The following is a 22,477-nucleotide window of genomic DNA, read 5'->3' on the forward strand; positions in this document are numbered from 1 at the left end:
GCCGCGGCGACGGGCTACTAGGGTCGCTCGCATGCCCGCGTTCACCTGGCTCCCGGCCAACCAGGCCACCGCCGACGACGTCGAGTCGGTCTTCGACGGCGGGGGCGCACGCAAGTGCCGCTGCCAGGCGCTGAAGGTGCCAGGCTTCATCTGGCGCGACACCACGCAAGAGGAGCGGGACGCCGCCCTGCTCGCGCAGGCCGCCTGCGGCACGGCGGGCCCGACCTCCGGACTGATCGGCTACGTCGACGGCGAGGCGGCCGGCTGGGTCGCGGTCGAGCCGCGGGAGAACTACCCGCGAATCTGGGCCCGCAAGCAGCCGTGGATGCGCAGAGACCCCGAGCTCGAAGGCGTCTGGTCGGTCACCTGCTTCGTCGTCGGGAAGCAGTGGCGCGGCTCGGGTCTGACCTACGAGCTCGCCGCCGCCACGGTCGCGTATGGCGAGCAGGTCGGCGCCAACGTGCTCGAGGGCTACCCGATCGAGCCGGCGCCCGGCAAGCGCGTCATCTGGGACGAGGCGTCGGTCGGTCTGCTCCAGGTCTTCGTCGAGGCCGGCTACGAAGTGGTGGACTCCCCCACTCTGCGACGGCGCGTGGTGCGCCGGCCGATCGGCGACCGGCTCAACGACGCGCCACACTGACGCAGAACTCGGCGTCAGCGCGCCAGGGCCGCAGGTCCCAGGTGGCGAAGCGCTGCTCCAGCGTCAGACCTGCGACCGGGAGGGCGGCGTCGAGGTCGGCGGGGGTGAAGCCCTGGCTCGTCCGGCACCCGACCACGAGGAAGCCGTCCGCACGCAGGTGGGCGGCGACCCGTTCGATCACCGTGGCCCGGTCGGCCTCGGTGACGAAGTCCATCACGTTGCCGGCGATGAAGGCGCCGTCGAAGGGCTCGGGCTGCCCCGACGCGGCCAGGTCGAGCGTCACCAGGTCCGAGACCAGCCAGGTGGCGTCCGGGTGGTCACTGCGCGCGGCCTCGATCAGCATCGGATCGACATCGACGCCGACCACGTGGTGCCCGCGCCGGGCGAGGTAGCCGCCGTGCCGGCCGGGACCGCAGCCAGCGTCCAGAAGCCTGGACGCTGGGGCGGCGAGCGCCTCGACCAGGCGTGCCTCCCCCTGGAGGTCCTCGCCGCGTGCTGCCAGTTCGCGGAACCGGCCGATGTACCACTCGTTGTGGCCGCTGTCGGACAATCCCGGCCACGTCGAGTGCATCGGCGATCCCTCCGTTCGCGCTTCCCCCGCCTGGGAGCGGAGTCTCCGCCCATCATCCCACCGCGGCAGCGGGGGCACTCACCACCTGAGGACGACCAGGCCGTCACCGCAGCTGCCGACGGAGCACTCGATGTTGCCGACGCTGGAGCTGCCGCTCACCACGAGCGGGTTCACATAGCCGCTCCCGCCTCCACCGCCGGCCCCCGGCGCGCCGTGGTTCCCGCCGAACCAACCGCCCCCACCACCGCCGGCGCTGCAGGGGCAGTCCGCGGAGTCACCGCTGCCGCCCGTCCCGAACCCGCTGCCGCCGTCCTGGGTTCCACCGGCGCCGGCGCCGCTGCCGAGGCCCGCGAACCCGCCGCCGGCGCCGCCATCCAGGGGCGATCCGCTGTCGCCGCCGGCGCCCCCGCCGCCGCCAGCCACAACGATCCGGGCAGACAACGGGCAGGTCAGGGCGGCCGCGCAGGCCCCGCTGAGGGCGTCGATGCGAATGTCCGAGGCGCCACCTCCTCCGGCCCCCGGGTCGCGGAACAGCCCGGCGTCCGTTCCGTCCCCGCCCCCGTTGAACCCGCCGGCGCCCCCCGCGGCGCCGCCGGGCTCTACCCCCTGTCCCCTGCCCCCGACCACGATCTGCAGGCTCTGCCCCGGGGCGACGGCCAGCTTCGCCTGCGATTCACCCCCGACCCCTCCCGACGCGGACGCCGAGTGCCCACCCGCAGCGCCGCGCACCAGCACCGTGACCGACTTGACGCCGTTGGGAACCGTCCAGGCATAGGTGCCCGGAGCATCGAAGATCTCCTGCGAGCCCTTGCCCGGTGCGCCGCTGGCCCCGCCTGCCGTGGCCAGCGCGGCAGCCGCGACGATCACCGCACCGACCACCGCCGGCACGATCCGCGGTCTCGAGGCCCACGTCGTCCGCATAGTTCTCCCCTTGTCTCGGTCCCAATCAAGAATCCGAGACCCCGGGTACGGCGGGGGCGACGCTAGCGGGGACCGAGAGGCCGAACATCATCTATCTAGGTCATCTAGGGCGAGTGCCCGATGATGGAGCGCACCGGGCTCACCGGCACGACGACCGAGACGACGACCGAAAGGCCGCCATGACCGAGAACGCCCAGGACGCCCTCGCTCCCCCGTCCCTCGCCCAGCAGGCGCGCAGGCACCCGGTGCTGGCCGAGGCCTACAAGATCGTCTCGATCGCCGTCGGCGCGGTGGTCTTCGCCATCGGCCTCGAGGGCTTCCTCATCCCCAACGACTTCCTCGACGGCGGCATCGTCGGCGTCGCGATCATCGTGACCCGCTTCCTCGACGTCCCGATGGGTGTGTTCATCGGGGTGCTGAACGTCCCCTTCGTCCTGCTCGCGTGGGCGAAGATCGGGCACCGCTCGGCCATCCGCACCGGGGTCGGCATCGCGACCCTCTCCGTGGCCACCATCGTGCTGCACCACATGCATGCGATCACCGACCAGTCCTGGCTCGCGCTGATCTGCGGCGGCGCGATGATCGCGGTCGGCATCGGCGTCGCGCTCCGGCACGGTGGAGCGCTCGACGGCACCGAGGTACTGGCCACCATCGTGGCCAGCCGCACGCAGTACACCGTCGGACAGCTCATCCTCGGCATCAACCTGGCGATCTTCACCGTCGCCGGCTTCGTGATCTCGTGGGAGTCCGCGCTGCTGTCGGCGGTCCTGTTCTACATCGTGGTCAAGGACCTCGTCGACCGGATCGCCCACGGTGAGTCGGGCGTCCACATGGTGCGGGTGATGACCACCCGCTACCAGGAGGTCGCCTCGATGATCTCCGAGCACATCAAGCGGCCCGTCCTCGTCGACCGCCATCAGCACTGGTACGCCGACGGGCCCGGCGAGGACGTCTGGCTGATCACCTTCACCTGCTCGCGCCTGGAGGAGGCGACCCTCGTGGAGGACATCGAGGCTCTCGACCCGGCGGCGAACGTGACCTTCACCGAGATCTCCAACCTGCACGGACCGCTCCTGGAGTCGATGACCAACCGGGGCCACTGACTCCAGAGCCACGCGGCGTCGTCCAGGTCAGCAACGCACCCCTCCCCCGGACGGCGTCACCGCCGCGGACTGCCTTCCTGGAGCGACCGCAGCCAGGGCAGCGCCGCCTGCCCGAACGGCTCGGCGTCGTCAGTGACGAGCTGCAGGAGAGCGTCCGCCGCGTCGAGGGCACGTCGCGCCTGGGACTCGGTGAGGAACCCGGACCGGGCCAGCTCCTCGAACTCGTCCTGGTCGACGATCCCGGCACGACCGTCGGGGGTCCGGAACAGATCCAGCTCGAGGTCTACGAAGGACCACGTGCCCTCGGAGAGCGTCGGAGGCGTGCAGATGTCGACGGTCAGGTCGGTGGTGTCGGAGAACCAGAAGGCCGGCAACCACCAGGGCGGCTCAGGCGCGTCGGGCTGGACCAGCCAGACCACGTCGCCCGGCTGCGGCTCGACCCGTCCATCGCGTTGCCGGACCGGGTTGCCGCCGCGGGCGCCGAGCCAGGTGCCGAACTCGTCGCTGCCCAGGTGCTCGACCTCCCAGCTGAACGCCTCCGAGCAGGTCCCGTCCGCGATCGACCACTTCTGCTTGGAGATCCTCGGCACGTGTCCCAGTCTGCCGGGCCCAGGCGATCGGCGTCAGGGCGCGCGCACGATGGTGTTGCGGCCCGGGCCGCCGACCATCGTGTCGTCGCCCTTGACCGCGACCAGTACGTCGTCGCCCCGGCCACCGTAGAGCGCGTCGCGGCCACCGCCTCCATAGAGACGGTCGTCGCCGGCGCCGCCGCAGAGCAGGTCGGCGCGGGTACGGCCGCGGAGCAGGTCGTCGCCTCCGCGACCGATGAGCACGTCGTTGAGCTTCGAGCCGCGCAGGACGTCGGCGCCCGCGGTGCCCACCACGACGCGGTAGACCACGGTGCGGGCACCGGCCAGGTTGGTTGCGGTCACCCTCACCCGGGCCACGCCGGATCGCCCGGCCGTCGGCTTGACGGCCAGGGTCAGCCTCGTGCCGTCGCGGCGCAGTGAGGCGGCCGAGACCGGCACGAGGTCCGGGTTCGAGGAGGCGACGGTGAGCGTCGACCCGTCGTCGACGGTGAGGGCGATCCCGAGCCGCCCGGTGTCGCCGACACAGCTCATGTCGTTGAGGACCACCAGCTGCGGCCGGGCGGTGGCAGCCCACCGGACGGCGGGCGAGGACACCGCGGCGGAGTCGTTTCCGGCGGCGTCGGAGACCGCCGCTGCGGCGAGGTCGAGACCGACGGCGCCGCTGCGGCGCATGCCGGTCACGGTCACCGAGACCGTGTGGGAGTCGATGACGACCAGACGGACCTCGTCGGCTCCGGTCGTGCCGGTGATCGCGAAGTCGGCGGCGTCGAGGCCCGGCAGCGGCTCGGACATCTCGACGAGGAACCTGACCTCGCCGACCCGGACCGGGTCGGCCTGTCCGGGGGCCCGGACGACGCGGAGCGCCGGCGGGGTCCCGTCATAGTCACGCACGAGATCCGCGACGGCCGGGGTCTGGTTGCCCGCGTCGTCCTGCGCGGCGCCGGCGGCGATCGAGACCGCGACCGGCCCGTCGGCGCTCGGGGTGATCAGGACGCTGTAGCCCTCCGCGACGGTCTGCAGGTCCGAGGCGGTGCCGCCGCTCACCTCGATGTCCTCGAGCGTGAGGCCGCTGACCGGCTCTGAGGGCTCGATCGATACCCGGAAGGGTGCGTTGAACGGACCGGCGTCGGCATCCAGCGTGAGCGTCGGTGCCGTGGCGTCGTAGATCTGGCCCAGCGGCGCCGAGGCCAGGCTCGGGTTGCCGGCAGCGTCGGTCGCGGCGCCCGCCGGCAGCGCGATGCTGAGCGGTCCGTCGCCCTGCGGCGTGATGCGCACGCTGTAGGCCGATCCGGACCCGGTCAGCTCCGAGGCGACGCCATTGGTGACGGCGAGGTCGTCGAGGCCGAGTCCGGTGACCGGCTCGGAGAAGGTCAGTGTGACGTCGAAGGGTGCGTTCTGCGGACCGGTAGGCCCGCTCAGCACGACCGTGGGGGCCGCGCGGTCGATCGTGCGGACCAGGTCGGCGGCGGCGGTGTTCGCGTTGCCGGCGGCGTCCAGCGCGGCACCGGCGGGAAGCTCGATCCGCACCGTGCCGGTGGCGCCCGGGTCCGGGGTCACGATCGCGGTGTACGTGGTGCCCGAACCGGAGAGTCCGGCCACCGTTCCGCCGGTGATCACCAGGTCGGCGCCGCTGAAGCCGGTCACCGACTCGGAGAAGGTCACCGTCACCGGGAACGCCGCGTTCAGCGGCCCCGCGGGCGCGTCGAGCGCCGCGGTGGGCCGGGTGAGGTCGGCCACGCGGGTCAGGATCGCGGTGGCGTTGCTCGGGTTGCCGGCGGCGTCGACGGCCCCGCCTGCCGGCACCGAGACCCGCACGGTGCCGTCCGCGACGGGGGTCAGGGTGACGCGATAGGTGGTGGCGGAGTCGACGCGAAGGTTCGAGGAGGTCGCGTTCTCCACGACGAGGTCCTCGAGGGTGAGACCGGTGATCGGCTCGTCACCGGTGATCGTGACGTCGAAGGCCCCCGAGACCGGGCCGGGCGGTGCGGCCAGGGTGAGCGACGGCGGCGTGAGGTCGATCGGGGGACCCCCGATCAGGCGCGCCCAGGCCTCGGACTCGCCCGGGGCGAGGCCGGTCGCCTCGCCGCTCCATGCGACCAGGGAGCTGCCGATCCGTCCGTCGCTCCACAGCACGGCCGGGCGGGTGGGCTCGGTGTTGACGGTGCCGCGCAGGGCCGAGACCCGGACGACGTCGGCGATGGTCGCGCTGTCGTCGGACACCCGGGCGACCCACACCTGGTGATCGCCGGTGCCGGCGGTCGGCCCGGTCGAGGTGGTGCGCGCGACCCACGAGACGAGCAGCTCGTCGTCGCGGTAGCTCACCGAGGGCGAGAGCTCGGCGCCGGCTCGGTCGATGACCGTGTCCCGGACGATCGCGGGGTCGGCGTCCGAGGCGGCGTCGTAGGCGAGCCGGGCTCGGCGCAGGACCGGGGTGCCCGGCGTCGCGGCGGTGCCGCCCGTCCACACCGCGGTCCAGCCGTGGGGACCGGCGGCGACGTCGACGCCGAACTCCTCGATGGCGGTGCCGGCCTCCGGCGCGCCGAGGACGAGCGGGGTGCCGGGGGTGCCGTCGGTGAGCACGATCCCGCGTGCGCGGATCCGGCCGTCGCCGCCGGGGCCGGACCAGGCCACGAGGCCGGCGCCCCCGGGTGCCAGGGCGACGGCCGGGCCGTCGAACGAGATGCTGCCGGGGATCGCGGTCACCACCGGGTCGGCCTCACCGACCTGCCAGGCCGACTCCACGGTCGCCTGTCCGTCGCTCTCCCGGTCCCAGGCGATGAGGATCCGCTGCCCCGTGACGTCGAGGTCGGCGCGGACGGCGTTGCCCGACCCGGCCTCGGAGACGGTCGTGGCGGCCCCGACGGCGACACCGTCGGTGCCGACGGCCTGGAGCTGGACGTCGAAGTCGGTGGCGTCGGTGCTGCCGCTGGCATCGGCGAGCGCGTCGGCGGAGTAGGCGAGCAGGTACCGGCCCTCCGCGGGGTCCCAGGCGAGGGCCGGGTCGATGGCGTCCCGGCTGCCGTCGGCGGCGGCGCCGATCGAGGCCAGCGTCATCGTCTGCCCGATCGTCGCGCCGGTCTCGGCGTCGACGAAGCGGCCGAGGATCTCGTACTTGAGGCCGGCAGCGCCGCGGGCGCCGTCGGTGACCCGGGCGCCGCTCCACGCCACCAGGTAGCGGTGCTGTCCGGGGTCGTAAGCGGCGGTGGTCGCGCCGACGCCGCCGGCGACGTCCTGGCTGGACAGCCGGGTCTCGGCGGTGCCGATCGGACCGGTCTCCGGCACGGCTGCAGTGGCCGGCGCGGCGGCGAGCACGGGGAGCGCGACGACGCCGGCTCCGGCGATCGAGGCGGCGAGCAGGAGCCGGCCGGCGAGTCGAGGCGAGTTCATGGCGTGGCTCTCAGTTGCGGGAGGGGAAGATGCCCTGGAGGGCGATCACCCAGGTCAGGGCGAGCGAGGGGGCGCGGTTCTCGTGCGGCTGGCCGGATCCGGCCGACCCGCTCGCGGCGGCCGCCATCGTGGAGCCCGCGGCACCGGAGAACCGGAGGCCGCCGCCGGCGGCCAGCACGGCGCCGGCCGGTGACGACGTCGTCGCCTGGCTGCCGGAGGCGGCCAGCGTATGCGTGTGGCTGGGCAGTTGAGCCGTGAGGAGCGCGACGGCCTCGACGCCGCCGACCTCGCCCAACACGTAGTTGGTGCCGGTGCCGTCGAGCTTTCCGGCGCCGATGGGCGCCCTGCCGCGGAGATCGGGAAGGGCGAAGGTCGTGACGCCGTTGCCGCCGTAGGTGGTGCCGAGGAGAGCGAACAGCGCCTGGTTCTGGTTGATGGGCAGCAGCTGGCCGTTGCACGTCGCCCACCCCTTGGGCGCGAACGAGAAGCCCACGGGCATCAGGCTGCCGAGGATCGGCTCATAGGACATGGCGGGTCTCCATCGGTGCGCGGCTCATCAGTCGAAGGACGGGAAGACGCCCTGGAGGGCGATGCAGAAGTTGAGGACGAGGTAGGGCTGCCGGTTCTGATGAGGCTGGGAGCTGCCGGCCGTGCCGAGGGTGGCGAGGGTGAACCGGCCGGCGGATCCGGTGCGGTAGGCACGAGGCGTCGCCGGCGCCCACACGCTTCCCGTCGCCTGGCCGGTGGCGGCCGTCGCCGACGCGATGGGGACATGCCCGTGCGCAGGCATCTGCTGGGTCGTCAGGGTGACGGTCTCCGACCCCACCCGCTCTCCCAGGGCGTACGGCGACAGACCGGGCCCGGTTCCCGCGCTGACCGGCTCTCGGCCGCGCAGGTCGGGCAGTCCGAACGTCGTCGTCCCGTTGCCGCCGTAGGCCGTGCCGAGGAGGGCGAAGAGGGCGGTGTTCTGCTGGATGGGCATGACCTGCCCTTCGCAGAGCGCCCACCCGTAGGGGGCGAAGCCGCCGCCGAACACGCCGATCTCACCGATGTAGGGCTCGATGTCCACCGGCTCACTCCTGACTCGGGAAGATGCCGAACGCGGCGATGATGAAGTGCACCGCGAGCCGGGGGGACAGGTTGTCGTGCGGCTGAGAGCCACCGGCCGAGGAGACGGCGTCGGCCGCCATCGAGACGCTGCCGGTGGCCGCGTAGCCGCTGCCGGTGGGGAGCGTCGCCGGCACCGCTCCGACCGGGGACGTCGACGTCGCCAGTCCGGCCGAGGCGGGCACCGAGTGGGTGTGGACCGGCAGCTGGCTCGGGGTCACGGTGACCTGCTCGACGCCCCACTGCTGCCCCGGTGGGTAGTCGCTCAGGCCGGGCCCCCGGCCAAAGTGGATCGGCACGCGGCCGCGGAGGTCGGGAACGGCGAAGGTGCTCTGCCCGTCGCCGCCGTAGGTCGTGCCGAGGAGGGTGTAGAGCACATCGTACTCGGCGATCGACTTCAGCGATCCGTCGCAGGCGAGCCACCCGCTGGGGGTGCGACCGAAGCCCACCATCCGGATCTCTCCGACATGCTCGTTCGACATCAGGCGGCGGGTCCTTCCATGCGGTTGAAGGTCGCGCCGAGGCGGCGACCGTCGGCGTCCGGGACGAGGAAGACCGGTTGGGCCGCGAAGCCACGGCGCTCGAGCTCGTAGGTGTCCTGGGCGAGCTCGGAGTCGGACTCGAACAGCAGCACGAAGCTGTCGGGGTCGTCGGCGAGTCCGTCGCCGGCGAGATCGGCGATCTCGGCGAGGGTCACCTCGGCCCTGCCGCCCTTGCCACTCGACGACGTCACGGTGAACGTGGAGCCCACGTGCGGCTGGAAGCTGGCCCGATTCAGTGGGCCCGGTGCTCCGGCGGCGAACGGGCCCGGGAGCTCCTTGAGCGCGACCGGCGCGGCCGCGACCAGGCAGGTGAGTCCTGCGGTGACCACGACGGTGCGCCGGCTGGCCGAGGTGGCCGCGAGACCACCCCGCGGCCGGTCGGTGTCGACGGGAGTCATGACTGCTCCTGGTTGAAGGCGGCGTGGTAGACGGTGCGGGTGCCATCGGAGGCCGACGGCACCACCATGAGCCAGTCCTCGTGGCCGTTTGGGAACCGCAGGCGATAGCTGCCCTGCTCGAGCGCCGCGTCGGCGGGTCCGGTGAGGTCGACGGAGTAGGAGACCCAGCCGCCGGCGACCTTCGCCTCGCTGGGCTGCCCGAGCCGCAGGGTCAGGGCCGCCACGCCGTCGTCGGTGAGCACCTCGACGTCGGAGCCGGCGGCGGCGGTGAGGAAGGCGTGGTCGATCCTCACGGGAGCACTCGTGTCATGGGCATCCTTCGACGCAGACCAGGAGGTCGGCCAAGAGGGTGTGGGGGGTGCCTCGTCCGAGTGCGAGGGTGCTGGTCGAGCACGCTCAGGCTGGCACATCGGCCCGCCGCACCGCGGCCGAATCGGGACGTTCGACCCGGGAGGTCTAGACCAGCTTGGAGGGTGCTCGAGGGCGGCCGGGCGGTGACGCGGCTCGACCTCGTCGTTGGCCCCAACGGAGCCGGCAAGTCGACGGTCGTCGATCAGATCCTCCTGCCCAACCTGCCGCATCAGGCGTTCGTGAACGCCGACGAGATCGCCAAGCTCTACTGGCCCGATGAAGAGGTCGAGAAGTCGCTGGTCGCCGCGCGCCTCGCCGCGGTGCTCCGCACGGCGTTCATCGCCCTGGAAGAGCCATCGTCGCCGAGACCGTCTTCTCCCACCCCTCGAAGCTCGACCTGGTCCGTGCGGCGATCGCCGCCGGCTACCGCGTCCATCTCCATGTGCTGATGCTTCCCGTGGACGACGCCGTAGCACGGGTCGCGAAGCGGGTGAGCCAGGGCGGGCACGCCGTGCCCGAGGCCTAGGTCCGCGGCCGTTACCAGCGGCTGTGGCCGAACGTCGTCGACGCGATTCGCCTGTGCGACACCGCCGGCGTCTACGACAACACCGGCCGACGACCGACGCTCGTGGGTCGCGCCGGCGGCGGCCTCGCCCACGGCGCGACCGCCTGGCCGGCGTGGGCGCCGCCAGCGTTGGTCGAGTACCTGCGGTGAGGTCGTGGTGGCCTGGGGCGATGCTGGCATTGCGCGGTGGCGCGTGAGTCAGGTGCGGCTCGACCAGGCCCGGTCGAGGAGCCCGGACGGCGGCGTCGGCAGGTCTGCCGGGAGCCCGGCTCCTTCGGCCAGGCGCTGGGCCAGGTCGACGACGACGGCGGTCGCGGCGGTCGAGAGCCAGCTTCCGACCGATACCCGGCGGACTCCGACCGACCGCAGGTCGTCCACCGACGGCCCGCCCGGGAAGGCCAGCACGTTGATCGCCGCACCGGTCTCAGTCACCAGCCCTCGATGGTCGGCAGGTCGCGCGGCCCGGGCGCGTAGAGACAGCCGGCACCGGCGTCGCGGTAGGCGACGAGACGCGCGAGGGTCTCCCCGACGTCGGCCAGACCGTAGAGCAGCGCCTCGCACCGGGCGGTGAGCACGACGTCGTGAGCGTGCGCCGCCTCGGCTGCCGCCTGGACCCGCTCGGTCGCCAGCGCGGCGTCGTACAGCGCCTTCGTCCGTGGGTCGAAGTCCTCGATGGAGACCCCGGCCGCGCCGGCGTCGGCGAGGCGGCGCACCGTCCGGGCGACGTCTTCGGGAGAGTCGGCGTAGCCGTTCTCGGCGTCGACACCGACCGGCACCGCGACCGCCGAGGTCAGCTCCTCCACGTGGCGCACCACCTCGTCGAGCGTCACCGACTGGTCGCGGCGGCCCAGGGTGGCCGCGAAGCCGGCACTCGTGGTGGCCACCGCGGCGAAACCCATCGCCTCGAACAGGCGGGCCTCTCCGACGTCACGCGGGTTCGGCAGGACGAAGGTTCCAGCGGCATGCAGCTCCGCGAATCTGGTCACCTCGCCGACGGTAGAAGGTCGGGGTCGAAGGGGCTAGCGAAGAACGGACATCACGATGCCGCCGACTGCCGCCGACTGCCGCCGACTGCCGCCGACTGCCGCCCAGGACCGTCCCGGACGGCGCCGGCCATCAGGCTCGTCGGCGCGCGGCGAAGGCCGCCTGCTTGGACCGATTGCCGCACACGGCCATCTGGCACCAGCGACGGCGCCCTGAGCTGTTGAGGAAGAGCCACCCGCAGTCCTCGCCCGGACACACCCCGACCGCCGGGCGCCGGTCGTCGACGAGCAGGTCGCCGGCGGCGACCAGGAAGACATCGAGCGGGTCCGCGAGAGTCGGCGAACCGCCGAAGTGCCAGCGGGGCGGCGAGGCGGCGAGGTCGAGCCGCTGGCGAGCTCGGGCCTCCCCGATCGCCGAGGCGAGCCGCTTCTGTGCCGGCTTGGTGACGGCACCGGTGAGGCACCCGTAGAGGTCGGCGCGGAGGGCTCGAGTTCTCGCCAGGACGGCGTCGGCCTCCTCCTGTTCGCGCGCTGCCCGTCTGCGAAGGGTGGCGGCGGTGCCGTCTTCGATCAGGCCGGAGGTCAGCGCCAGGACGACGAGCACGTCGTACGAGCGCAGGTAGTCCCCGCGTCCGGCTGGCGCGTTCCTCCAGCCGGCGAGTGAGTTGCACAGTTCCAGCGCCGGGTGGCCGCTGAGCTGTGTGGGCAGGCGAACGCCGTCGACCTCGACCGCCCAGGGGGTTGACATGACGACGATTCAACCAGTTCTATCGAATAACCGGTTAGCAATCTATAAGCGGTTAGGAGACGACATGCGGTTCTCACGAGGTGTGGCGGCGACAGCGGTGCTGGGGGCCGTCGCCGCGGGCGTGGCCCAGAGCGCCCCCGCACAAGCGACCGAGCCGTCCACTGGAACCGGGTGGCACTGGGTGCACGAGGACTCTCAGCCGTTCGTCGAAGGCGAGCTCACCTATCCGGCGAGCCGATACTGCGGCACGTTCGACCTCAAGGCATCCCCGGTGCGCCAGGACATTCGCAGCAGAGTGCTGTCCCGGTGGGACAACGGCACCGCGAAGGACACCTACTACACCGGTCCGCTCCGCGTCCGGGTCCAGAACGCGACGACCGGGAAGTCGCGCACCGTCGACATGGGCGGCGACGCGGTGGAGTCCGACGACCCGTCCGGTGCCATGCGGACCTATCAGATGATCGGGCCCGTCGGCTTCGGGATGCCGATCGGCACCTCGTCCGGCCTCCCATCCGGCGTGTACGTGCTCGACGGCTATCACGTCGCCCGATTCGACGCCGACGGCAGCCGCAGCCTCGCGGTCTCGATCGGCAAGGAGACGAACCTCTGCGATCTCCTGCGCTGATCCGGGCCGGAAGATACGGCCGCATCGGAGGACAGCGAGAGCGTGCGGCGGCCGAACGCTGATTCGCGTCAGGCAGCCCCCACTACCCTGCTGGCACGACCCCGCCCTGGTATCGCCGCACCCCGCAGGAGAGCCACCGCATGCGCACCTTCACCCTCGTCGAGGGCACCTCCGACAAGTTCTGGCACATCGACGTGGCCAATGCCGACGTCACGGTGCACTACGGACGGGCCGGGACGAAGGGGCAGACCAAGACGACCTCCTACGCGGACGCGGCCGAGGCCCAGAAGCAGGCGGACAAGCAGATCGCGGCGAAGGTGAAGAAGGGCTACGTCGAAGGTGCCTCGGGCGGCTCACTCACTCCCGCGACCCCGGCCCCCGCACCGGCCCCCGCACCGGCCGCGGCTCCCGCGGGTCCTCCGGCGCCGGCTGCCACCACCTCGACCGCGCCGGCCACGACGTCGGTCACCGAGCCGGCCACCCGTTCTTCCAGTGCCGACGACGGCGATTGGGGGCCCGACGGACTCGGCCTGCAGATTCCGCGGGTCGTCGCAGCCGCCTTTCCCGGCGGGACGCCGGTCGACCCGGAGCCCGACGACCTTCCCTTCTCGACGGCCGACGAGGCCGCGTGGTGTCGCGCGCACGCCCTTCGCAGCGACAACTACTTCCACCGCCAGAGCTTCGGGCCACTGCGGGTGGACGGCGTGCCCGCTCCCGAGCGAGCCCGCTGGTGGAACCGGTTCGCGCAGGGGCGCAGCGACCTGATGTACGACCGTGCCAAGCCGCTGCCGCTGGCACAACGGATCGCCTTCGCCGGTGACCCCACCGCCGGCCCCGACAGCGACACCGAGCCGCTCGGCACCGTGGGGGACACCGACCCCTGGATGGTGCTCGCCTCGCGGCTGGCCCTCACCGACCCCGCGGCGACGCTGGCAAGCTCGGGATACGCCAACGACCCCGGCATGCTCGCCGCCCGCTACGTCCCCGCGCTCCGGGCGCTGGTGCTCCCCCACCTCCAGCCTGGTGATCTCGAGTCCTGGCGCGGACCGTGCGTGAGCACCACTCCCAGGTCTCTGTACGACACGTCCCCGGGCGACTATCAGGAGCTGGTCCGCAGCGCCCTGGTCGGCTCGCCCGAGGAGCACCTGGAGCTGGTGCGGGCCACGGTCGCCTCGGGGATCCTCAACGTCGGCGTCCTCGAATCGGCCCTCTTCGCGGTGGACTCACCCTCCGAGCGGTCCGGGCTGCTGCGCGCCTCGGGTCTGCTGCCGACCGGTGCGGTCTCGATGCGCAACTGGCTATGGCTGATCGGGGCGGAAGCGCTTGAGTTCGTCTCCGCCGGGATCAACCAGGAGTACTTCGACAAGGTGGAGGCCGAGAGCGTGATGGGGGTGCTGACCGCGCTCGTCCACGGCCCGGCCGCCGTCTCGACCATGGCCGAACTCGTCCAGGACCACCGGGTCGGGGGGATCGCTCGGGCCTGGCTGGTCTCTCACCCCAGGGCACTGGCCGCCAGCGACGCCGGATTCACCGGAGCCCAGCGCAGCCTCCTGAACGGGGTGGTCCGCGAGTCGCTCGGCGCGGACCCGAACGGGTTCCCCGACGACATCCACAACCCGACCGTGGCGGCGATCGTGGCCGAGCTTCGCGCCGAGGCGGACCTGCCCGTCTACGGCACCGACGCGCCCCTCCCGGCCTGGTGGGACGAGGCTGCGGCGGCGGAGGAGCAGACGCCGGTCGCCGAGGGCAAGATCAAGATCCCGGCCAAGCTGCCGACGGCGGCCCTTCCCCCCGTCGTGATCGACCAGATCCGGCTCACCGACGACATGGTGCAGGCGCTGCTGTGGTCGGCCGTGCGCGGCGCCAACGACGCGGCGCTGAACCCTCGCCCGCTGGTCGCCGCCGCACGGGAGGCGATGAGCACTCGCGACCGGGACGCCGTCGGCACCGGGCTGCTCGACGTCTACCTGGCCGCCGGCGGCAAGTCCGCCGACCGGGCGCTCTTCCTCGCGGCCGGCTACCTGGGGTCCGACGGGTTCGCCCACACCCTGGCCCCGCTGGTGCGCGAGTGGCCCGGCCAGTCGCAGCACCAACGCGCCGTCCTCGGCCTCGACGTCCTCGCCGCCACCGGCACCTCGACCGCGCTGCAGGCCATCTCCGGGATCGCCAACAAGTCCAAGTTCAAGGGGGTGCAGAAGGCCGCCCAGGAGTCGCTGGCCAAGCTGGCCGCGATCCAGGGCCTGACCGTGGGCCAGCTGGAGGATCGCGTGGTGCCCGACGGCGGCCTCGACGAGCGGGGCCAGCGGATCTTCGACTACGGGCCCCGTCGCTTCCGAGCCTCGCTCTCGCCGCAGGGGAAGGCGGTGATCCGCGACCTCGACGACGAGGGGCGTCCGACCGGCAAGCCGCGCACGAGCCTGCCGGCGGCCAATAGCAAGGACGACGCCGGCCTGGCGGCCGCGGCCAAGGCCGACTTCACCGTGTTCCGCAAGCAGCTGACGGAGCTGGCGAAGATCCAGACCGCTCGGCTCGAACGGGCGATGGTGACCGGGCGCACCTGGGATGCCGCGGAGCACGCCGAGCTGCTGGTCTCCCACCCGGTGCTGAACTCCCTGATCCGCCCGCTGGTCTGGGGCGTGCTGCGCGAGGGCCGGCGGGTGGCGCTGGTGCGGGTGACCGAGGAACGCGACTACGTGACGGTCGACGACGAGCCGTACGAGGTGCCCGCTGACGCCGTCCTCACGCTCGCGCACCCGGTCGGGCTGTCGGCCGAGGAGCTGGAGTCGTGGCGCACCCACCTGGTCGACTACGAGCTGATCGCGCCGATCGAGCAGCTCGACCGAGCAGTCTTCGCTCTCGAGCCCGACCAGGCCGGCGACATCCATCTCGCCGGTCTGCCCACCGGGTCGATCAACCCCGGCGGACTCGCCAGCACCCTCGAGCGCCTCGGCTGGCGCCGCGGGAACCCGGCCGACGCCGGAGTGGTCAACTTCCTCTACCTGCCCTTCGAGACCCTGGGCGTGGCCGTGGTGATCGGGATCGAGCCGGGTCTGTGGTCGGGCATGGTCTACGAGTCGGGCGAGCAGCAGGTCCAGCAGGTGCTGATCGGGCCGGTCGAACAGCCCGCGGACCTCTGGTACGTCGAAGACCGCGGCCAGACCTGGTTCGACTGGACGACCGCCGACCCTGTCGTGGTCTCCGAGACCCGGCGCAGCCTGGCCGCCTTGTCGGAGAAGATGACGTGAGCCGGCCGACCCCGGACCCGGCGGTGGACGTCGACGTCACCGATCTGCAACGGCCCACCGCCGAGGCACTGCACGCCGCCGAGCTCCACGCGCTCGCCGAGCGTGACCGAGCCCAGGGTGCGCAGGTGCCCGAGGGCTGGCGGCTCTCGCCGCGCGCGGTGGTCGACTTCGTCATCGGCGACCCGGCGTCGGGGATCACCACGAAGTTCGTGGGCGAGCGCTCGTTCGTCGAGCGGTGCGTGGTGGCTCTGGCCACCCAGCGGGGGCTGATGCTGATCGGCGAGCCGGGTACCGCGAAGTCCTACCTCTCCGAGCTGCTGGCCGCGGCCGTGTCCGGTGACTCCACCCTGACCGTTCAGGGATCGGCGGCGACCACCGACGACGCCATCAAGTACTCCTGGAACTACGCACTGCTCCTGGACCGCGGACCCTCGCTGGAGGCGCTGGTGCCGGCTCCGGTGCATCGGGGGATGAGTGCGGGGCAGGTGGTGCGCTTCGAGGAGATCACCCGCTGTCCCATCGAGGTGCAGGACTCCCTGCTCTCGGTGCTCTCCGACCGGGTGCTGACCGTGCCCGAGCTCGCCGGTCCCGACCGGGTGCTGCACGCGCGCAAGGGCTTCTCGGTGATCGCCACCGCCAACACCAGGGACCGCGGCGTCAACGAGATGAGTGCCGCACTCAAGCGCCGGTTCAACTTCGAGACCGTCCGGCCCATCGCCGACCCGGACCGCGAGGCCGCCCTGGTCAGGGAGCAGGCCGACGCCGTCCTCGCAGCCGCCGGCCTCGACGTGCGGATGCCGGTCGACCTGACCGAGGTCCTGGTGGCCGCCTTCTCCGAGCTGCGCACCGGCCGTGCCGCCGACGGGACGCCGATCGACCAGCTCTCGACGGCGATGTCGACCGCCGAGGCGGTGGCGGTGGCGATCACCACCGGTCTGCGCTCGGCCTGGTTCGGCAGCGGCGAGCCGAACGGCGCCGACCTGGTCGAGTCGCTGGCCGGCACCGCGCTCAAGGACGAGACCGACGACCTGGCCCGGCTGCGGACCTACTTCAACCGCGCGGTCAAGGGCCGCCCGGGACGCTGGCAGGAGATCTATGCCGCCCGCAGCCGCATCCTCGACTGATCGGGCCGAACGGATCTGCTGGGTCCCGGTCCGCCATCACTCACCGGCCGCGGCGCGGGTCGTCGGCGAGCTGATCGCGACCCGGCGCCCCGACGCCGTCCTCGTGGAGGGGCCGGCCGACTACCGCGACCTCGACCAGCTGCTGCTCGGCCATTCCCTGCCGATCGCGATCCTGAGCTGGCTGCGCTACGTCGGGCCGGACGGCGCCGACCACCAGGCGCACGCCCTCTACCCGCTCACCTCGTTCTCCCCTGAGTGGCAGGCCATCGAGTGCGGCACCGCCGCCGGCGCGCGGGTGGAGTTCATCGATCTGCCGTGGAGCGCCTCGCACGCCCTACGGATGCGCTCCGGAGCGGGTGATCTCGGTGACGACGTCGCGGCACCGGCGGTCCGCGATGCCGAGCCGGGACGTCGGTTCTTCGAGACCCTCGCGGGCTATGTCGGCCGCGAGGACATGTCGGCGGTCTGGGACGAGTTCTTCGAGATCGACCCGACGTTGAGCACCGACGACTACCTGCGACGCGCCGAGATCCTGGGCACCGGCCTGCGTGAGTCCTCCCCCGTGGCCGACGACGCAGAGAACCGGGCCCGCGAGGCCCACATGGCCGCGCGCATCCGCGCCGTCCTGGCCGAGACCACCGGCCCGGTGCTCGTGGTCGTCGGGGCCTTCCACGTCGCCGGGCTGCGACGTCTGGTGGACACCGCCACGCCACCCGCCGTCGCGGCGGACGCCGCCGCCCCACTCCCCGGGCAGGTCACCGGGCACGGCCTGGTGCCCACGTCGTACGTCACCCTCGACCAGGACGCCGGCTACCTGGCCGGCCAGCCCACGCCCGGCTTCTACGAGCGAGTCTTCGAGGACGCCGCCGGGGCGAGGCCCGGCCCGGCGGCCGACTCGGCCCTGGTGAACGGGCTCCTCGCCGACGCCGTCGCGGCGCTGCGCCGGCACCGGATCAGCGTGTCCGCCGCCGACCTGATCGCCGCCCTGACCACCGCACGGGGCCTCCAGCAGCTCCGCGGGCACGCGCGGCTGTGGCGCGACGACCTGGTGGACGGCATCGCCGCCGCGGTGGTGAAAGACGACCTCGGGGCCGACCGGGACACCGAGCACCCGATGCTGCGCGAGGTGCGCCTGGCGATGCGGGGTGACCGGGCCGGCCGCCTGGCCGCCGCGACCGCCCAGCCTCCGCTGGTGGACGAGGCGCGCACCCGCTGGGCCGAGCTCGAGCTGCCTCGGGAGCGCACCGTCTCGCCGGTGTCGCTCGACCTTCAGGTGCACCGCGACCGTGAGCGCAGCCGACTCCTGCATGCACTACGCATCCTCGAGGTTCCCGCGGCCGAACTGCGCCTCGACGGTGGTCTGGTCACCGGCAGGAGCGGCGGCACCTCGCGCAGCGTGGTGACCGGCCGCGAGGGCTGGGCGGTGCGGTGGCACGAGGGTGTGGAGACCGCGCTGATCCTGGCCAGCCGCTGGGGCGGGAGCCTGCACCAGGCCGTGGCGGCGCGGCTGGAGCACCGCGTCCTGTCCGAGCGTGATCCCGGGCGGTTGGCCGAAGTGCTCGTCGAGTCGGTGGCCGCCGGGATCGACGACGTGACCGGTCGCCTCGGAACGGCGCTCGGCGCCACGCTGGGCGCCAGCCGCGACCTGCCTGCCCTGGGCGCCGCCCTCGACGCGTTGGTACGCCTGGTGCACTACGACACCTGGGCCGGCGCCGTCGGTCGCACCGACCTCGAGCACTTGCTCCGGCTCGCCTTCGACCAGGGCGTGCAGGTGCTCGCCACCCTCCCCCCGCAACCGGCCGGACCCGACGTCGGCGACCTCACCTCCGCGTTGCGGACGCTGGCCGAGACCGCGACCACCCTCGCGCCGCGGGTGGATCTCGACGTCGTCGGCTTGGCCCGCGCGTTCCAGGCCCAGGCGACGCCCCGTCCCGGCGTGGCTCCCCACGCGCCCGAGGTGCGGGGTGGCCTGGTCGGCGCCGACTGGCTGCTCACCGGCGACGCGGACGCCGCGGTCGAGGCCACGGTGGGCGATCCGGCCGAGGTCGGCGAGTTCTATGTCGGGCTGATGGCGGTCGCCGGGCACCTGGCGATCGCCGCGCCGCGGATCTTCGACGCGGCCGACCAGGCACTGGCGCACTGGTCCGAGGAGTCCTTCCTGGCCGCGCTGCCCGATCTGCGCCGCGCGATGGGCACGCTCAACGGACGCGAACGAGGAGCGCTGCTCACCCACCTCACCGGGACCGCGCAGCTGCCGCGCTGGAGCGTCGACGCGGCCACCGCCGTGCAGCTGGCCGGACGCGAGTCCGCGCTGTGGAACCTCGTCGAGCGACATGTCGGACCGCTCGGCGCGACCAGCCCGACCGGACCGCCGTCATGACCCTCGACGACGAACGCCGCGCGCGGTGGCGGCTGGTGCTGGGACGCAGCAGCGAGGCCGAACTCGGCCCTCTGACGGGCACCGACGCCGACATGGACCGCGCCTTGGGCTTCCTCTACGACCGCTCCGGAGCCGCCGGGGACGGCGACGGCGACCGTGCGGGCGACCCGGACGCATCCAGCGTGCTCAGCACGACCGAGTGGCTCAGCGAGGTCCACCGGCTCTTCCCGACGTCGGTGGCCGACAAGATCACCGCCGACGCACTCGATCGCTACGGACTCACCGAGATCGTCACCGATCCGCACGCCCTGGCCACAGCGACGCCCAACGTCTCCCTGCTCAAGGCGATCTTGGCAACCAAGCACCTGATGAGCCCCGAGGTGCTGGCGCAGGCGCGCAAGATCGTCGCGGACGTCGTGCGCGAGCTGATGCGCACCCTGGCCCGCCCGGTCACCTCGCCGTTCTCCGGGCGCCGGGACCCGCGCCGGCGCAGCCGTCAGCCGATCGCGGCCAACTTCGACGCTCAGGGCACCATCCGCGCCAACCTGCGACACGTCGACCGGCGCGACGGCAGAAGGCGGCTGGTGATCGCCCAGCCGCTGTTCAACACCCGGGTGCGCCTGCACCAGAACCGGTGGCAGGTCGTGGTCGCGGTCGACCAGTCGGGGTCGATGGCCGACTCGGTGATCCACGCCTCGGTCACCGCCGCGATCTTCCACGGGCTCGACGTGATGCGCACGCACCTGGTCGTCTTCGACACCGAGGTGGTCGACCTGACCGGCGAGGCCGGCGACCCGGTCGAGGTGCTGATGCGGGTGCAACTGGGCGGCGGCACCCTGATCGGCAAGGCGGTCGCCTACTGTCGCGGGCTGCTGGACAACCCACGCCGCTCGATCGTCGTGGTGATCAGCGACTTCCACGAGGGCGATGACCCTCGTCTGCTGCTCGACACCGTCGCGAAGATGGTGGCCGACGGCGTCCGGGTGCTGTGTCTGCCCGCCCTCGACACCAGAGGCCAGGCGGCCTACGACCGGTCGCTGGCCGAGGCCCTGGCCGCCCAGGGGGCCGATGTCGGCGTGATGACGCCCGATCAGCTCGCCGCGTGGGTGGCGGAGGTGGTCGGGTGATTCGGCCGAATCAGCAGGGTGCCCCGGCGCCGGGGCCTCGGCCCGACCTGCTCCTCCTGACCACTCAGGTCCTGGCGGAGCTGACCAATGTCGGCACGGTGCGGCGCGCCGCCAAGGACCTCGACCAGGGACTCACCGTGGACTGGGCGAGCGACGGCGAGACCCTGGTGGCCCGGCGCTCCGACGACGTCGTGTGCCGCCTGGGCGCCGGGCACTTCGACACGTGGGAGTGCAGCTGTCCGGCCATGCAGCGCTGCCGCCATCTGGTCGGGGCGGTGCTCGCGTGGCAGCGCGACGCCGCCGAAATCCCGGCGGATGCCACGGCTCCTGATCCGGCACACGACGACCCTCCTCCATCGCCGGAGTCCGGCACCGGCCCGGAGCAGCTCTTCTCCGCTCGGGTTCGGCGCGAGGGTGACCGGTTGGCCGACCAGCTGGTGGCCCGGGTGACGACCGCACCCCGGCTCGTGGTCCGGCTGCACCTGCCGATGGAGATCAGCGTGCGCTTCCCGGTGGGCGAGGACCCCCGCTTCGCCCGGTGCGAGTGCGGCACCCCCGCCTGCCTGCACCTCTACCTGGCGCTGCGGGCCCGCGACCTGCTGCCCGCCGGCGCGACGGGTGCCCTGGTGCGGGCCGATCCCGCCGACGTCCGGTCGCACCCGGCGATCGCAGCCGCGGCGGCCGAGCACCCGCAGTGGCGCTCCTGGCTCGCTCAGCTCCTCGACTCGGGGACCGGGGCGGCAGGAGCCCTGATCAGCGGCGCGGTGCGACTGGCCAGCCGGTGGGAGGACTCCGGGCTACGGCATCCGGCGGCGGCCCTGCGCGAGATCGCCGAGCAACTCGAGCATGCCCACGGTCGCGACAGCCAGCTCTCCCCCGAGAGGGTCGTCGAACTGATCGGCGAGGTCGAGGCCCGGCTGCGGACGTTGATCCGTGCCGGCGATGATGGGCCGGACGAGGTTCAGCCGGTCCCGGCGGGCATCGTGGCCGGCGTCGCGGACACGGAGGTGTCCGGTGGCGGCGTCCGGCTGCTCGGGATCGGCGCGGAGCACCGGCACGTGGGCGGCTGGAACGCCCTGGGCGTCTTCCTCCTCGACATCCGCACCGGGGCGGTGTCGGTGCTGAGCGTCGAGCGCGAGGACACCGAGGACCGCACCTGGACGGCCGCGGATCTCGGCGTGCTCCGGGTCGGCGCCACCCCGCTCGCCGAGTGGGCGGCCGGCAGCGCCATGCTCGGCAGAGGCCGGCGACGCGGCGAGCGGCTGATCCTGGGGCGGCAGCGGGTCAGCGTGGCTCCGGCGGCACGCCTGGATCTCGACGCGACCGCGGCGGTGCTGCCCAGCGACCTGAGCGAGGTGGCCGCCACCCTGCCCGACCTCCCCGCTCCGCTCGGGCCGCGGCGGCGCAGCGACGGCGTGACCGTGGGCCGGATCGGGCACGTCGCCGACGTCTCCCTGGATCCGGCCACCTCGACGGTGGCCGCCACGGTGCTCGACCACGCCGGCCATGCCGCGGCGCTGCGGGCGGTCTGGTCTGGCCGCAACCAGTCCGGCGTCCTGGCGCTGCATGCCCTGCTGACGGACTGCGCCGAGGGCGCCGCCGAGCCGGTCGCGGTGGCCGGGCGCTGGCGCCGCGGCGAATCGGGCCTGAGCCTGGAGCCGACCGCGTTCTGGACCGCGGACGGCGTCCTCCTGCCGCAGCTGCACCACCAGGTCGGCCTGACGACGAGCCGGCTCCCGCCGCTGCCCGGCAGCGGCGTCGATCCCTGGTCAGCGCTGTGGGGCGAGACGGCCGAGGCCGTGGGCCGGCTGCTCGTGCTCGGCGTCCGGCGCGGGGCGGCGCGGGTCGATCCGGAGCTGCGTGCGCTCGCCGCCCGGGCCGACGGCGTCGGCCTGCAGCGCCTGGCCGGGGCGCTGGGCGCCGTCGTGCCGGAGCCCGCCTCCGCAGGGCACCGTGTCGAGGCCCTGGCCGACCTGTGTGTGCTGGTCGCGTTCGCGCAGTGACCGCAGCCGGGACGTCATCGTCGGGTCGAGCGAAGCCGAGGAATGACAGCCCGGGGGGTGATGCGGG

22 protein-coding genes are annotated in these 22,477 nt (G+C 73.1%); 10 read left to right on the forward strand and 12 right to left on the reverse strand.

From position 1 onward, the window contains the following. Positions 1-31: 31 nt before the first annotated feature. Positions 32-640, forward strand: coding sequence for a hypothetical protein (locus WMR31_RS21230; protein ID WP_340540918.1), 609 nt, complete (start codon positions 32-34; stop codon positions 638-640). Here WMR31_RS21230 and WMR31_RS21235 read toward each other — a convergent pair. Both WMR31_RS21235 and WMR31_RS21240 read right to left on the reverse strand, forming a co-directional pair. Continuing rightward, positions 621-1,211 carry a class I SAM-dependent methyltransferase gene (locus WMR31_RS21235; RefSeq protein WP_340540919.1) on the reverse strand — a complete coding sequence of 197 codons (591 nt, stop codon included), beginning with the start codon at positions 1,209-1,211 and terminating at the stop codon, positions 621-623. The two genes, WMR31_RS21230 and WMR31_RS21235, sit on opposite strands and share 20 nt — an antisense overlap. A 78-nt stretch (positions 1,212-1,289) precedes the next feature. Beyond that, entirely contained in the window at positions 1,290-2,132 is an 843-nt protein-coding gene (locus WMR31_RS21240) for a glycine-rich protein (protein ID WP_340540920.1), read from the reverse strand. A 179-nt stretch (positions 2,133-2,311) separates the two neighbouring features. Here WMR31_RS21240 and WMR31_RS21245 point away from each other — a divergent pair, with 179 nt between their 5' ends. Then, positions 2,312-3,235: a YitT family protein gene (locus WMR31_RS21245; RefSeq protein ID WP_340540921.1), complete on the forward strand. Its 924-nt coding sequence runs from the start codon at positions 2,312-2,314 to the stop codon at positions 3,233-3,235. Between the two features lie 56 nt (positions 3,236-3,291). On the opposite strand, the gene WMR31_RS21250 is transcribed toward WMR31_RS21245, so the two are convergent. From WMR31_RS21250 to WMR31_RS21280, 7 genes are read right to left on the reverse strand one after another with little or no spacing between them, the layout of a single operon-like run. Further along, positions 3,292-3,825 (reverse strand): DUF402 domain-containing protein, encoded by a 534-nt coding sequence (locus tag WMR31_RS21250; protein ID WP_340540922.1) that lies wholly within the window; start codon positions 3,823-3,825, stop codon positions 3,292-3,294. A 33-nt stretch (positions 3,826-3,858) separates the two neighbouring features. Further along, positions 3,859-7,212 (reverse strand): Ig-like domain-containing protein, encoded by a 3,354-nt coding sequence (locus WMR31_RS21255; RefSeq protein WP_340540923.1) that lies wholly within the window; start codon positions 7,210-7,212, stop codon positions 3,859-3,861. A 10-nt stretch (positions 7,213-7,222) separates the two neighbouring features. After that, complete coding sequence (locus WMR31_RS21260; protein WP_340540925.1) at positions 7,223-7,741, reverse strand: phage tail protein; 519 nt, start codon at positions 7,739-7,741, stop codon at positions 7,223-7,225. 27 nt (positions 7,742-7,768) lie between these two features. After that, entirely contained in the window at positions 7,769-8,281 is a 513-nt protein-coding gene (locus tag WMR31_RS21265) for a phage tail protein (RefSeq protein WP_340540926.1), read from the reverse strand. A gap of 4 nt (positions 8,282-8,285) precedes the next feature. Beyond that, entirely contained in the window at positions 8,286-8,801 is a 516-nt protein-coding gene (locus tag WMR31_RS21270; RefSeq protein ID WP_340540927.1) for a phage tail protein, read from the reverse strand. Then, entirely contained in the window at positions 8,801-9,259 is a 459-nt protein-coding gene (locus WMR31_RS21275; RefSeq protein ID WP_340540928.1) for a DUF6916 family protein, read from the reverse strand. The genes WMR31_RS21270 and WMR31_RS21275 overlap by 1 nt, the downstream gene beginning before the upstream one ends. Continuing rightward, positions 9,256-9,552 carry a DUF6916 family protein gene (locus tag WMR31_RS21280; RefSeq protein WP_340540929.1) on the reverse strand — a complete coding sequence of 99 codons (297 nt, stop codon included), beginning with the start codon at positions 9,550-9,552 and terminating at the stop codon, positions 9,256-9,258. The genes WMR31_RS21275 and WMR31_RS21280 overlap by 4 nt, the downstream gene beginning before the upstream one ends. Positions 9,553-9,732: 180 nt before the next feature. On the opposite strand from WMR31_RS21280, the gene WMR31_RS21285 reads away from it, so the two are divergent. Next, positions 9,733-10,059 (forward strand): hypothetical protein, encoded by a 327-nt coding sequence (locus WMR31_RS21285; RefSeq protein WP_340540930.1) that lies wholly within the window; start codon positions 9,733-9,735, stop codon positions 10,057-10,059. Further along, positions 10,008-10,136, forward strand: coding sequence for a hypothetical protein (locus WMR31_RS22170; protein ID WP_445321663.1), 129 nt, complete (start codon positions 10,008-10,010; stop codon positions 10,134-10,136). The genes WMR31_RS21285 and WMR31_RS22170 overlap by 52 nt, the downstream gene beginning before the upstream one ends. A 237-nt stretch (positions 10,137-10,373) precedes the next feature. Here the strand turns inward: WMR31_RS22170 and WMR31_RS21290 are convergent, their stop codons facing one another. From WMR31_RS21290 to WMR31_RS21300, 3 genes are all read right to left on the reverse strand, one after another. Continuing rightward, on the reverse strand, positions 10,374-10,607 hold the full coding sequence (locus WMR31_RS21290) for a beta/alpha barrel domain-containing protein (RefSeq protein ID WP_340540931.1): 234 nt from the start codon (positions 10,605-10,607) through the stop codon (positions 10,374-10,376). Continuing rightward, positions 10,604-11,161, reverse strand: coding sequence for an isocitrate lyase/PEP mutase family protein (locus WMR31_RS21295; RefSeq protein WP_340540932.1), 558 nt, complete (start codon positions 11,159-11,161; stop codon positions 10,604-10,606). The genes WMR31_RS21290 and WMR31_RS21295 overlap by 4 nt, the downstream gene beginning before the upstream one ends. Positions 11,162-11,291: 130 nt before the next feature. Continuing rightward, complete coding sequence (locus tag WMR31_RS21300; protein WP_340540933.1) at positions 11,292-11,906, reverse strand: CGNR zinc finger domain-containing protein; 615 nt, start codon at positions 11,904-11,906, stop codon at positions 11,292-11,294. Positions 11,907-11,970: 64 nt separating this feature from the next. Between WMR31_RS21300 and WMR31_RS21305 the strand changes: the two genes are divergently transcribed. The 6 genes from WMR31_RS21305 (at position 11,971) to WMR31_RS21330 (ending at position 22,410) form a co-directional block, all read left to right on the forward strand. Further along, a complete protein-coding gene (locus tag WMR31_RS21305; RefSeq protein ID WP_340540934.1) occupies positions 11,971-12,531 on the forward strand; it encodes a hypothetical protein in 561 nt (186 codons plus the stop codon). A gap of 140 nt (positions 12,532-12,671) precedes the next feature. Then, a complete protein-coding gene (locus tag WMR31_RS21310; protein WP_340540935.1) occupies positions 12,672-15,776 on the forward strand; it encodes a DUF4132 domain-containing protein in 3,105 nt (1,034 codons plus the stop codon). Continuing rightward, positions 15,773-16,900: an ATP-binding protein gene (locus WMR31_RS21315; protein WP_340540936.1), complete on the forward strand. Its 1,128-nt coding sequence runs from the start codon at positions 15,773-15,775 to the stop codon at positions 16,898-16,900. The genes WMR31_RS21310 and WMR31_RS21315 overlap by 4 nt, the downstream gene beginning before the upstream one ends. Beyond that, positions 16,872-19,280 carry a DUF5682 family protein gene (locus WMR31_RS21320; RefSeq protein ID WP_340540937.1) on the forward strand — a complete coding sequence of 803 codons (2,409 nt, stop codon included), beginning with the start codon at positions 16,872-16,874 and terminating at the stop codon, positions 19,278-19,280. Before WMR31_RS21315 ends, WMR31_RS21320 begins: the two co-directional genes overlap by 29 nt. Then, on the forward strand, positions 19,277-20,407 hold the full coding sequence (locus WMR31_RS21325; RefSeq protein ID WP_340540938.1) for a VWA domain-containing protein: 1,131 nt from the start codon (positions 19,277-19,279) through the stop codon (positions 20,405-20,407). The genes WMR31_RS21320 and WMR31_RS21325 overlap by 4 nt, the downstream gene beginning before the upstream one ends. Continuing rightward, positions 20,404-22,410, forward strand: coding sequence for a YehQ family protein (locus tag WMR31_RS21330; RefSeq protein ID WP_340540939.1), 2,007 nt, complete (start codon positions 20,404-20,406; stop codon positions 22,408-22,410). The genes WMR31_RS21325 and WMR31_RS21330 overlap by 4 nt, the downstream gene beginning before the upstream one ends. The last annotated feature ends 67 nt before the right edge of the window (positions 22,411-22,477 follow it).

It is taken from the genome of Nocardioides epinepheli, from assembly GCF_037936805.1.
Classification (GTDB): domain Bacteria; phylum Actinomycetota; class Actinomycetes; order Propionibacteriales; family Nocardioidaceae; genus Nocardioides.

Excerpts from the sequence above, each read along its gene's own strand:
- WMR31_RS21305 (WP_340540934.1), top strand. The coding sequence starts at position 11,971 with ATGCGGTTCTCACGAGGTGTGGCGGCGACAGCGGTGCTGGGGGCCGTC.
- WMR31_RS21275 (WP_340540928.1), bottom strand. The coding sequence starts at position 9,259 with ATGACTCCCGTCGACACCGACCGGCCGCGGGGTGGTCTCGCGGCCACC.
- WMR31_RS21310 (WP_340540935.1), top strand. The coding sequence starts at position 12,672 with ATGCGCACCTTCACCCTCGTCGAGGGCACCTCCGACAAGTTCTGGCAC.
- WMR31_RS21245 (WP_340540921.1), top strand. The coding sequence starts at position 2,312 with ATGACCGAGAACGCCCAGGACGCCCTCGCTCCCCCGTCCCTCGCCCAG.
- WMR31_RS21240 (WP_340540920.1), bottom strand. The coding sequence starts at position 2,132 with ATGCGGACGACGTGGGCCTCGAGACCGCGGATCGTGCCGGCGGTGGTC.
- WMR31_RS21255 (WP_340540923.1), bottom strand. The coding sequence starts at position 7,212 with ATGAACTCGCCTCGACTCGCCGGCCGGCTCCTGCTCGCCGCCTCGATC.
- WMR31_RS21325 (WP_340540938.1), top strand. The coding sequence starts at position 19,277 with ATGACCCTCGACGACGAACGCCGCGCGCGGTGGCGGCTGGTGCTGGGA.
- WMR31_RS21260 (WP_340540925.1), bottom strand. The coding sequence starts at position 7,741 with ATGTCCTATGAGCCGATCCTCGGCAGCCTGATGCCCGTGGGCTTCTCG.
- WMR31_RS21270 (WP_340540927.1), bottom strand. The coding sequence starts at position 8,801 with ATGTCGAACGAGCATGTCGGAGAGATCCGGATGGTGGGCTTCGGTCGC.
- WMR31_RS21300 (WP_340540933.1), bottom strand. The coding sequence starts at position 11,906 with ATGTCAACCCCCTGGGCGGTCGAGGTCGACGGCGTTCGCCTGCCCACA.
- WMR31_RS21235 (WP_340540919.1), bottom strand. The coding sequence starts at position 1,211 with ATGCACTCGACGTGGCCGGGATTGTCCGACAGCGGCCACAACGAGTGG.
- WMR31_RS21320 (WP_340540937.1), top strand. The coding sequence starts at position 16,872 with ATGCCGCCCGCAGCCGCATCCTCGACTGATCGGGCCGAACGGATCTGC.
- WMR31_RS21230 (WP_340540918.1), top strand. The coding sequence starts at position 32 with ATGCCCGCGTTCACCTGGCTCCCGGCCAACCAGGCCACCGCCGACGAC.